This is a genomic window from Mycobacterium sp., assembly GCF_004298145.1.
Taxonomy (GTDB): Bacteria; Actinomycetota; Actinomycetes; order Mycobacteriales; family Mycobacteriaceae; genus Mycobacterium.
On sequence record NZ_SCRH01000033.1, the window covers coordinates 1 to 11,465 of the forward strand.

General features: G+C 68.5%; 10 protein-coding genes. All 10 read left to right on the forward strand.

Going from position 1 to position 11,465, the window contains the following annotated elements; translation table 11 throughout:
- Positions 1 to 150 precede the first annotated feature (150 nt).
- The 10 genes from EPN51_RS12510 to EPN51_RS12555 all read left to right on the forward strand — a co-directional run bounded on the left by EPN51_RS12510 (position 151) and on the right by EPN51_RS12555 (position 11,458).
- Positions 151 to 1,557: an HNH endonuclease signature motif containing protein gene (locus EPN51_RS12510; protein WP_293042751.1), complete on the forward strand. Its 1,407-nt coding sequence runs from the start codon at positions 151 to 153 to the stop codon at positions 1,555 to 1,557.
- A 92-nt stretch (positions 1,558 to 1,649) separates the two neighbouring features.
- On the forward strand, positions 1,650 to 2,129 hold the full coding sequence (locus EPN51_RS12515; protein ID WP_293042753.1) for a GreA/GreB family elongation factor: 480 nt from the start codon (positions 1,650 to 1,652) through the stop codon (positions 2,127 to 2,129).
- 41 nt (positions 2,130 to 2,170) lie between these two features.
- On the forward strand, positions 2,171 to 2,593 hold the full coding sequence (locus tag EPN51_RS12520) for a GtrA family protein (protein WP_293042754.1): 423 nt from the start codon (positions 2,171 to 2,173) through the stop codon (positions 2,591 to 2,593).
- A 32-nt stretch (positions 2,594 to 2,625) separates the two neighbouring features.
- Complete coding sequence (locus EPN51_RS12525; protein WP_293042755.1) at positions 2,626 to 4,008, forward strand: FAD-binding oxidoreductase; 1,383 nt, start codon at positions 2,626 to 2,628, stop codon at positions 4,006 to 4,008.
- On the forward strand, positions 4,009 to 4,773 hold the full coding sequence (locus EPN51_RS12530; protein WP_293042756.1) for a decaprenylphospho-beta-D-erythro-pentofuranosid-2-ulose 2-reductase: 765 nt from the start codon (positions 4,009 to 4,011) through the stop codon (positions 4,771 to 4,773).
- A gap of 2 nt (positions 4,774 to 4,775) precedes the next feature.
- Positions 4,776 to 6,674 (forward strand): galactan 5-O-arabinofuranosyltransferase, encoded by a 1,899-nt coding sequence (locus EPN51_RS12535; protein ID WP_293042757.1) that lies wholly within the window; start codon positions 4,776 to 4,778, stop codon positions 6,672 to 6,674.
- A gap of 6 nt (positions 6,675 to 6,680) precedes the next feature.
- A complete protein-coding gene (locus EPN51_RS12540; RefSeq protein ID WP_293042758.1) occupies positions 6,681 to 9,983 on the forward strand; it encodes an arabinosyltransferase domain-containing protein in 3,303 nt (1,100 codons plus the stop codon).
- 46 nt (positions 9,984 to 10,029) lie between these two features.
- Complete coding sequence (locus tag EPN51_RS12545; protein ID WP_293042759.1) at positions 10,030 to 10,353, forward strand: metalloregulator ArsR/SmtB family transcription factor; 324 nt, start codon at positions 10,030 to 10,032, stop codon at positions 10,351 to 10,353.
- Complete coding sequence (locus EPN51_RS12550) at positions 10,350 to 10,838, forward strand: SRPBCC family protein (RefSeq protein ID WP_293042761.1); 489 nt, start codon at positions 10,350 to 10,352, stop codon at positions 10,836 to 10,838. The genes EPN51_RS12545 and EPN51_RS12550 overlap by 4 nt, the downstream gene beginning before the upstream one ends.
- Positions 10,835 to 11,458, forward strand: coding sequence for a maleylpyruvate isomerase family mycothiol-dependent enzyme (locus EPN51_RS12555; protein ID WP_293042763.1), 624 nt, complete (start codon positions 10,835 to 10,837; stop codon positions 11,456 to 11,458). Before EPN51_RS12550 ends, EPN51_RS12555 begins: the two co-directional genes overlap by 4 nt.
- The last annotated feature ends 7 nt before the right edge of the window (positions 11,459 to 11,465 follow it).

The window sequence follows — 11,465 nt, forward strand, 5'->3', positions numbered from 1 at the left end:
CGATGGGTTCATTAACAGCCACCACCCGAACCCTGGGGCAGAAGTGTCACCACCAAAACCGCCCAAACTATCACCGATGTCCTGACACAGAACTGTCACCGATGTCTTGGTAGATGACAACTCGCGTTTCACGGTGTCGACGACGCCAGCGTGGTGGATCTGGTCACCGCGGCGGCCCGGGCGCAAAACGCGCAGTGCGCGCGGGAGTTGGCGGCGATCGGGGAGTTGTATGCGCGCCGGGCCCCGGCCGACGACGCCGACCGCTTCAATTGGGCCGTCGACGGACACGAGAACGTGGTCGCTGAGGTGGCGGCCGCACTGGGCATCAGTCGCGGCCGAGCGGCCGGGCGGCTGCACCATGCGATCGCGTTGCGTGAGCGGCTGCCCCGGGTCGCTGAGGTCTTTGCTCAGGGAGGCATCGATTTCCGGCTGATGGCGGCCGTGGTGTACCGCACCGAGCTGATCGAGGACCCCGGGTTGATCTCCCGGCTGGACGCCGCCGTGGCCCGGCATGCGCCGAAGTGGATGCGGCTGTCGGGTCCGAAAACGGCTGAGCGTATCGACATGTGGGTGGCGCGGTTCGATCCCGCGGGCGTGCGCGTGCCGGGGATGCGCAGTAAAGATCGCTGTGTCGAGATCGGGCCCATCAGCCCGGGGCTGGCCGGGATCTCGGCAACGCTGCATTCCACCGATGCGGCCGCGGTGGACTGCGCGCTTGACGCGTTGGCCGACTCGGTGTGCCGAGATGATTCACGCACCAAGGCTCAGCGCCGCGCCGACGCGTTCGGCGCGCTGGCCGCCGGGTTGACCGTGTTGCGCTGCGACTGCGGCGGGCCGGATTGCCCGGCGGCGCAGCGGCACCCGGGCACCAATGTCGTGGTCCATGTGCTGGCCGAACCGGCCGCGGTCACCGGCCAGGCGCGCGCGCCGGCGTATCTACCGGGGTTCGGTGCATTGCCGACGGCGTCGCTGCACGACCTGGCCGGTGTCGCGAAGACCAAGCCGCTGTCGCTACCGCCGGACCGCGCGGAAACCGGCTATCGGCCGTCGACCGCGCTGGCCGAATTCATCCGTTTTCGCGATCTGACATGCCGATTCCCCGGTTGCGACACCCCCGCCGACGTCTGCGATATCGACCACACCGTGCCGTTTCCACTCGGCCCCACGCATCCGTCGAACCTCAAGCTGCTCTGCCGCCACCATCACCTGCTCAAGACGTTCCATACGGGCTCCGACGGCTGGCGGGATCGCCAGCAGCCGGATGGCACAGTGGTGTGGACGTCGCCGACGGGACATGCGTACACCACCAAACCTGGTGGCAGCCTCTACTTTCCGGCGCTGGCGGTCCCGACCGGAACGCTGACACTGCCGACCTTGCTGCCCGCACCGCGGCAGAACCGCGGTGTGATGATGCCGGTCCGGCGACGAACCCGGGCCGAGGATCACGCCGCCCGGGTCCGCTGGGAGCGCGGCATCAACGAGGCACGCATCAGCGCCGAGGCGGCACGCCACGCCGAGCGCTCGGCGCCCAACATCAGCGACCCGCCGCCCTTCTGATTTCCGGTTCGCCCGCCGATGGTGGCGGGCTGCCTCATCGTGGTGTCACACTGGTACGCCATCTGAGCACACTGGGCGAAAGGTCCACGGATGTGAGCAAGAAAGTCCAATCGGCAGCCGACGCCGCGCGGAAGAACCTCGAAGCGGAGCTGGACCGGCTACGGCAGCGGCGCGATCGCCTCGAGGCCGAAGTCAAGAACGACCGCGGGATGGTGGGCGATCACGGCGACGCGGCCGAAGCGATCCAGCGCGCTGACGAACTGGTTGTGCTTTCCGACCGGATCAACGAATTGGACCGGCGTCTGCTGGCCGGGCCGCCGGACACCGACGCGTCCGAGACGCTGCCCGGCGGCACCGAGGTGACCCTGCGCTTCGCCGACGGTGAGGTGGTCACGATGCACGTGATCTCCATCGTGGAGGAGACGCCCGTCGGCCGGGAAGGTGAGACGTTGACCGCGCGCAGCCCGCTGGCCCGGGCGCTCGCCGGGCACCAACCGGGCGACACGGTGACCTACTCCACGCCGCAGGGCGAGAAGCAGGTCGAGTTGATCGCGGTCAAGCCGCCCCGCTGACGCTGCCCGGGAGCGCCCGACGGCCCCGTTAGACTCCCCCAATGCTTCCCCCCGAGTCCCCAACCGCGCCGGCGCGCCTGGGCCTGAAGACACAGGTCACGCGTTTCGTCGTCACCGGCGGCCTGGCGGGGATCGTGGACTTCGGCCTCTACCTGGTGCTGCTCAAAGCGGGGCACCTACAGGTCGACCTGGCCAAATCCATCAGCTTCATCGCCGGCACCGTCACCGCCTACCTGATCAACCGCCGGTGGACCTTCCAGGCGGCGCCCAGCACCGCCCGGTTCGTCGCGGTCATGGTTCTCTACGCCATCACCTTCGCCGTACAGGTCGGACTCAACCATCTGTGCCTGGCGTTTCTGCACTACCAAGCGTGGGCGATCCCGGTGGCGTTCGTGATCGCGCAGGGGACCGCGACGGTAATCAACTTCGTCGTACAGCGGGCCGTGATCTTCCGCATCCACTGAGCCGCCACCGGCAGGCGGTACCCTCTTTGACGATGTCGAGCACTGATCCCCTGACCAAGTCCGCCCGGTTGATGGGTTTCGGGCGCACCGCACCGTCGGTGGCCCGGGTGCTCTCCACCCGCGATCCCGAGGTGATCGCCAAGGCGGTGGCCCGGGTGGCCGACTCGGGGGGCCGGGGGGTGATCGCCCGCGGGCTGGGCCGGTCCTATGGCGACAACGCGCAAAACGGCGGCGGCCTGGTGATCGACATGACCGGGCTCAATCGCATCCACTCGATCAGCGCCGACACCCAGCTGGTCGATGTCGACGCCGGCGTCAGCCTGGACCAATTGATGAAGGCGGCGCTCCCGTTCGGGCTCTGGGTTCCGGTGCTGCCGGGCACGCGCCAGGTGACCGTCGGCGGCGCGATCGCCTGCGACATCCACGGCAAGAACCATCACAGCGCGGGCAGCTTCGGCAACCACGTGCGGTCGATGGACCTGCTCATGGCCGACGGCTCCGTCCGCACCATCACCCCCGACGGGGACGATGCCGAGCTGTTCTGGGCCACCGTCGGGGGCAACGGCCTGACCGGGATCGTGTTGCGCGCCACCATCGCCATGACACCGACGGAGACGGCGTACTTCATCGCCGACGGCGTGGCCACCAGGGATCTCGACGAGACGGTCGCCGTTCACCTCGACGGCAGCGAATCCGACTACACCTACTCCAGCGCCTGGTTCGACCTGATCAGCCCCCCACCGAAACTCGGCCGGGCCGCGGTCAGCCGGGGCAGCCTGGCGAAGCTGGATCAGTTGCCGAAAAAGCTCGGCAAGAACCCACTGAAATTCGATGCGCCACAGCTGTTGACTGTGCCGGACGTGTTTCCGATCAGCGCGATGAACAAGCTGTCGTTCATGGCCATCGGGGAGGTGTACTACCGGCTGGGCGGAACCTACTCCGGCAAGATCCAGAATCTGTCGCAGTTCTACCACATGCTGGATCTGGTCAGCGGCTGGAACAATGCTTACGGCCCAAGGGGTTTCGCCCAGCATCAGTTCTTGGTTCCGCCGGACGCGATGGACGAATTCAAGGCCATCATCCGCTGGGTCCAAACCACCGGTCACTACTCGGCGCTGAACGTGTTCAAGCTTTTCGGTCCCGGCAACCGCGCACCACTGAGTTTCCCCATGGCCGGTTGGAACGTCGCGATGGACTTCCCCAACAAGCCCGGGATCAACGAGTTCCTCAACGAACTCGACCGGCGCGCACTGGAATTCGGCGGCAGGGTGTACACCGCCAAGGACTCCCGTGTCAGCGCCGAAACCTTTCACGCCATGTATCCGCGCATCGACGAATGGATCGCGATCCGCCGCAAGGTCGATCCCTTGCGGGTGTTCGCCTCGGACATGGCCCGACGTTTGGAGCTGCTCTAAATGGTGCTCGATGCCGTGGGAAATCCGCAGACCATCCTGCTGCTCGGTGGTACCTCCGAGATCGGGTTGGCCATCTGCGAACGCTACCTGCAGAACGCGCACGCGCGAATCGTGCTGGCCGCCATGCCCAACGATCCGGGCCGCGACGCCGCCGTGGCGCAGATGAAGGCCGCCGGCGCGCGCTCGGTGGAGCTGATCGATTTCGAAGCCACCGACCCCGACACCCACCCGAAGATGATCGAGGCGGCATTCGCGGCCGGCGACGTCGACGTGGCCATCGTCGCCTTCGGCATCCTCGGGGACGCCGAGGAACTGTGGCAAAACCAGCACAAGGCCGTGCAGGCCGTCGAAATCAACTACACCGCCGCAGTTTCGGTGGGCGTTTTGCTGGCCGAGAAGATGCGCGCGCAGGGCTTCGGCCAGATCATCGCGATGAGTTCGGCGGCCGGCGAGCGGGTGCGGCGGTCCAACTTCGTCTACGGCTCTACCAAGGCGGGTTTGGACGGCTTCTATCTGGGACTGGGAGAGGCGTTGCGCGAGTTCGGGGTTCGCGTCCTGGTGATTCGCCCCGGCCAGGTGCGGACCCGGATGAGCGCGCACGTCAAGGAAGCGCCGCTGACCGTCGACAAGGAGTACGTCGCCAACCTCGCGGTGACCGCGGCCGCAAAAGGTAAGGAATTGGTTTGGGCACCAGCGGCATTCCGTTACGTGATGATGGTGTTGCGCCACGTCCCGCGTCCCATCTTCCGCAAACTGCCAATCTGAGTATGCGTAACGCGCTGGCCACCCTCGGCCAGATGGCCTTGGCGGTGCTGGTCGCGGTGGCCGTCGCGGTGGTCTCGCTGACCGCCATCTCCCGCGTGCAATGGCCGGCCTTTCCGTCGTCCAACCAACTGCACGCGCTGACCACCGTCGGGCAGGTCGGCTGCCTGGCCGGTCTTCTCGCCGTCGGCTGGCTGTGGCAGCGCTGCTCGAGTCGGCCCAGGGGCCGGCTGCTCGCCCAATTGGGGGGGCTGGTCTTCGTGTCCGCGTTCACCGTCGTGACGCTGGGCATGCCGCTGGGGGCGACCAAGCTGTATCTGTTCGGCATCTCCGTCGACCAGCAGTTCCGCACCGAATACGTGACCCGGCTCGCCGACAGCCCCGCCCTGCGCGACATGACCTATCTCGGGCTGCCGCCGTTCTACCCGCCGGGCTGGTTCTGGATCGGCGGGCGCGCGGCGGCGCTCAGCGGGACACCGGCCTGGGAGATCTTCAAGCCGTGGGCCATCACCTCGATCGCGATCGCCGTCGCGGTCGCGCTGGTGTTGTGGTGGCGGATGGTCCGGTTCGAGTACGCGCTGATCGTCACCACCGCGACGGCGGCGGTCACGCTGGCCTACAGCTCGCCCGAGCCCTACTCGGCGATGATCACCGTGCTGTTGCCGCCCATGCTGGTGCTGACCTGGTCGGGTCTGCGCTCCGGCGAGCGGTGCGGCGGGTGGGGCGCGGTGCTGGGCGCCGGGATATTCCTGGGCTTCGCGGCCACCTGGTACACGCTGCTGTTCGGATTCAGCGCGTTCGCGGTGGGACTGATGGCGCTGTGGCTGACCGCCGTGCGCTGGCACCGGGACGGGCTCAAAGCCGCCCTCGATCCGCTGCGGCGTCTGGCCGTCATCGCGGGCATCGCCGTGTCGATCGGCAGCACCACGTGGTTGCCGTTCCTGTTGCGGGCGGCCCGCAACCCGATCAGCAACACCGGCAGCGCCCAGCACTACCTGCCGGCCGACGGGGCCGAGCTGACCTTCCCAATGCTGCAGTTCACGCTGCTGGGGGTCGTCTGCATGCTGGGCACCCTGTGGCTGGTGGTGCGGGCCCGATCCTCGGTGCGAGCGGGCGCGCTGGCCATCGGCGTCCTGGCCGTCTACCTGTGGTCGCTGCTGTCGATGCTCACCACGCTGGCGCGCACCACGCTGTTGTCGTTTCGGCTGCAGCCGACCCTGAGCGTGCTGCTGGTCGCCGCCGGGGCATTCGGGTTCGTCGAACTCGCCGCGGCGCTGGCCGCCGCGGGCCGCGATCGAAGCTGGGGCCGCGCGGTCGCCCCGGTGGCCGGCGCCATCGGGCTGGCCGCCGCGATCGCGTTCAGCCAGGACATCCCCGACGTGCTGCGCCCGGACCTGACCATCGCCTACACCGACACCGACGGCAACGGGCAGCGCGGTGACCGGCGACCGCCCAGCGCCGAAAAGTTCTACGCGACAATCGATCACGCCATCACGCAGGTGACCGGCAAGCCCCGTGACCAGACCGTGGTGATGACGGCCGACTACAGCTTCCTGTCCTTCTACCCCTACTGGGGATTCCAGGGGCTCACCTCGCACTACGCCAACCCGCTCGCGCAATTCGACCTGCGGGCCGCGCAGATCAACAAGTGGTCCGAACTCAAGACCGCCGACGAGCTGATCCACGCGCTGGACACCTGCCCCTGGCCGCCGCCGACGGTGTTCCTGATGCGGCGCGGCGCGAACGGTAACTACACGCTGCGGCTGGCCGAGGACGTCTACCCCAATCAGCCCAACGTGCGGCGCTACACGGTCGATCTGCGCGGCGCCCTGTTCGACAGCCCGCGCTTCGTCGTGCGCAGCGTCGGCCCCTTCGTGCTCGCCATCCGCAAGCCGGCGGCGTAACGGCCGATGAGCACCGAGACCGCGCCTCAAACGGGGCCTCAAACGGAGCAAGAACTAGCATCTAGCACCGTGAAAGACAGGGAAGGCAATCACCGGATCGCCCGGCTGGTTGCTTCCGTCGCCGGCCTGCTCGGCGTGCTGCTGGCGATCGCCACCCCGCTGCTGCCGGTCGACCAGACCACCGCCCAGCTCAATTGGCCCCAAAACGGCACCTTCGGCAGCGTCGACGCGCCCCTGATCGGCTACGTCGCCACCGATTTGAACATCACCGTCCCCTGTCAGGCCGCCGCCGGGCTGACCGGGGGAGGCAACGCCGGCAGGACGGTGTTGTTGTCGACGGTGCCCAAGCAGGCGCCGAAGGCCGTCGACCGGGGACTGCTGATCGTGCGCGCCAACGACGAGCTGGTGCTGGTGGTGCGCAACGTCCCGGTGGTGAGCGCTCCGCTGAGCCAGGTGCTCAGCCCGGCGTGTGAGCGGCTGACCTTCACCGCACACGCCGATCGGGTCACCGCCGAGTTCGTGGGGCTGACCCAGGGACCCAACGCCGGGCACCCCGGCTCGCCACTGCGCGGCGAGAAAAGCGGCTACGACTTCCGGCCGCAGATCGTCGGCGTCTTCACCGATCTGAGCGGCGCCATCCCTTCTTACAAGCCGCCGGGGCTGAGGTTCTCGGCGACCATCGACACCCGGTACAGCAGCAGCCCCACCCCGCTCAAGATGGCCGCGATGATCCTGGGCCTGGCGCTGACCGCCGCCTCCCTGGTCGCGCTGCACCGGCTCGACACCGCCGACGGAACCCGGCACCGCCGCTTCCTGCCCGCGCGCTGGTGGTCGATCGGCGGCCTGGACGCCTTGGTCATCGCCGTGCTGGTGTGGTGGCATTTCGTCGGCGCCAACACCTCCGACGACGGCTACATCCTGACCATGGCCCGGGTGTCGGAGCACGCCGGCTACATGGCCAACTACTACCGCTGGTTCGGCACGCCCGAGGCCCCCTTCGGGTGGTACTACGACCTGCTGGCGCTGTGGGCCCATGTGAGCACCACCAGCATCTGGATGCGGTTGCCCACCCTGGTGATGGCGCTGACGTGCTGGTGGGTGATCAGCCGGGAAGTCATGCCCCGCCTGGGTCATGCGGTCAAGCGGAACCGGGCGGCGGCCTGGACCGCGGCGGGCATGTTCCTGGCGGTCTGGCTCCCCCTCGACAACGGCCTGCGCCCCGAGCCGATCATCGCCGTGGGCATCTTGCTGACGTGGTGTTCGGTGGAACGCGCGGTGGCCACCAGCCGGCTGTTGCCGGTGGCGATAGCGTGCATCATCGGTGCGCTGACCCTGTTCTCCGGGCCGACGGGTATCGCCTCGATCGGTGCGCTGCTGGTCGCGATCGGACCCCTGCGCACCATCCTGCACCGCAGGATCAAGCGGTTCGGCGCGCTACCGCTGGTGCTGCCCCTGCTGGCCGCCGTCACCGTCACCACCATCCTGATCTTCCGGGACCAGACGCTGGCCGGTGAGGTCCAGGCCACCATGCTCAAGCGCGCCGTCGGCCCCAGCCTCAGTTGGTTCGACGAACACATCCGCTACGAGCGGCTGTTCATGGCCAGCCCCGACGGCTCCGTCGCCCGCCGCTTCGCCGTGCTGGCGCTGGTTCTCGCACTCGGGGTCACGGTCGCAATGTCGTTGCGCAAGGGCCGAATTCCGGGCACCGCCGCCGGGCCGAGCCGCCGCATCGTCGGGATCACCATCATCTCCTTTGTCGCGATGATGTTCACCCCCACCAAATGGACCCACCACTTCGGGGTGTTCGCCGGGCTGGCCGGGCCGCTGGGCGCGCTCGCCGCGGTCGCGGTGACGGCCGTGGCCATGCGGTCCCGGCGCAACCGCACCGTGTACGCCGCCGTGGTGTTGTTCTTGGTGGCGTTGTCGTTCGCCAGTGTCAACGGCTGGTGGTATGTATCGAATTTCGGTGTGCCGTGGTCGAATGCGTTCCCGGCGTGGCATTACGCGTTTGCCACCGCGCTGCTCGGGCTGACCTTGGTGGTGCTGCTGCTGGCCGCGTGGTTTCACTTCGTCGATCCCGACAACGGCGCACCGAAAACCCGCCTTGGCGCACGAGTAGCCGGAATTGTCCAGTCCCCGTTGGCAATTGCGACGTGGGTGCTGGTGGTGTTCGAGGTGGCATCGCTGACCCTGGCGATGACCGAACAATATCCGGCGTGGTCGGTCGGCCGCTCCAATCTCGAAGCGGTGGCCGGTCTAAAGACCGGTAAGTCGTGCGGACTGGCCGAGGACGTGCTGGTGGAGCAGGACCCCAACATGGGCATGCTGTCGCCGGTGAGCGCTTCGGCCGCCGACGCCCTCGGCGCGGGGCTGTCAGAAGCCTTCACGCCCAACGGAATTCCCGCCGACGTCCGCGCCGATCCCGTGATGGAACGACCGGGTGATCGCAGCTTCGTCAACGACGAGGAGAAGACGGGCAGCAACCAGGCGGGCACCGAGGGCGGCACCACCCCCGCGCCGGGGATCAACGGCTCGTCCGCGCAGCTGCCCTTCAACCTCGACCCCGCGCGCACACCGGTGCTCGGCAGCTGGCGCTCCGGCATCCAGGTGCCCGCTCACCTGCGGTCCGGTTGGTATCGGCTGCCCGCGCGCGATCAGGCGGGACCGCTGCTGGTGGTGAGCGCGTCCGGGCGCTTCGACCCCCGCGAGGTCCAGGTGCAGTGGGCCACCGACGACCAGGCGGCCAGCGGACACCCCGGCGGCTCATTCCAATTCGCCGACGTGGGCGCGTCCCCGGCCTGGCGCAACCTGCGGCTGGCGCTGTCGGCGATTCCGAAGGACGCCACCCAGATTCGGTTGGTCGCCGACGACGAGGACCTGGCTCCGCAGCATTGGATCGCGCTGACACCGCCGCGGATTCCGCAGCTGCGCACGCTGCAGGACGTGGTGGGCTCCGCCGACCCGGTGTTCTTGGACTGGCTCGTCGGGCTGGCATTCCCCTGCCAGCGACCGTTCGGTCATCAGAACGGCGTCGACGAGACGCCGAAGTGGCGCATCCTGCCCGACCGGTTCGGCGCCGAGGCCAACTCGCCCGTTATGGACAACAACGGCGGTGGGCCGCTGGGCGTCACCGAGCTGCTGGTGAAGGCGACCACGATGGCCACCTATTTGAAGGGCGACTGGTCGCGCGACTGGGGCTCGCTGCAACGGTTGACGCCGTATTACCCCGGCGCGCAACCCGCCGACCTGCTCCTGGGGACGGCGACGCGCAGCGGTCTGTGGAACCCGGCGCCGCTGCGCAAGACCTAGGGCGCGCACTTGAGCCCCGCTATCGGTAAGTCTATGCTTACGGTTCGTGGTCACTTACCAAAGCGGTGACGTCTGGCTGGCGTTAGCGGACGGGACGCGGCGCGCCATCGTGGAACGCCTCGCCCACGGCCCGTCGGCGGTCGGCGAGTTGGCCCGCGATCTCCCGGTCAGCAGACCCGCGGTGTCCCAACACCTCAAGGTGCTCAAGTGCGCCGGGCTGGTGCGCGACCGCGCCGCGGGAACCCGCCGCGTCTATCAGCTCGATCCCACCGGTCTCGAGGCGCTACGCGCCGATCTCGACCGGTTCTGGACGCAAGCGCTCGCCGGCTATGCGCAGACCATCGACGAGATCAACGAAGGATCGACATGACGCCGCAGCGGAGTCCCAACGTCACCCACCACGTCGTCGTCAACGCCCCCATCGAGCGCGCGTTCGCCGTCTTCACCGGACGGTTCGGCGCGTTCAAGCCGCGCGAGCACAATCTGCTGGCGGTCCCCATCGCCGAGACCGTGTTCGAGCCCCGCGTGGGCGGCCACATCTACGACCGTGGCGTCGACGGCAGCATTTGCCGATGGGCGCGCATCCTGGTCTACGAGCCGCCGCATCGCGTCATGTTCAGCTGGGACATCGGTCCGACATGGCAGCTGGAGACCGACCCGTCCAAGGCCAGCGAAGTCGACGTCCGCTTCACCGCGCAGGACGGCCAGCGCACCCGCGTAGACCTGGAACACCGCCATCTCGACCGCCACGGGCCGGGGTGGCAATCCGTCGCCGACGGGGTCGACGGCGACGCGGGCTGGCCGCTTTACCTGGGCCGTTACCTGGACCTGGTGAGCGGCGGTGGCCCCGAATGACCGCCGACCTGATGCCCATGGCCCGCGCGGAACGGGCGGATCTGGCCGACTTCCTGGCCACCCTGACACCGCAGGACTGGGAGGCACCCAGCCTTTGCACCCGGTGGAGCGTGAAAGACGTTGTCGCGCATGTGATCAGCTACGAAGAGCTCGGCGCCCTAGGGCTGCTGAGGCGCTTTGCGAAGGGCTGGGTGGTGCGGGCCAACCAGGTGGGCGTCGATGAATTCGCGAAGCTGACCCCGCAAGAGCTGGTGGCGTTCCTGCGCGGTCATCTCCAACCACGCGGACTGACAGCGGGTTTCGGGGGAATGATCGCGCTCGTCGACGGCACGATCCACCATCAGGACATCCGCCGCGCGCTCGACCGACCGCGCGAGGTCCCGCCCGAACGACTCGGGCGGGTCCTCTCCCTGGTGCCGGGCAACCCCAGGCTCGGCGCGGGACGACGGATCAGGGGTCTGCGCCTGCGCGCCACCGACCTCGATTGGACGCACGGCGACGGGCCCGAGGTGACCGGCCCCGGCGAGGCGCTGCTCATGGCGATGACCGGGCGCCCGGCCGCACTCGCCGACCTCGCCGGTCCGGGGCATGCCACGCTGGCGGCCCGGCTCGGCGGATAGCAGCGCG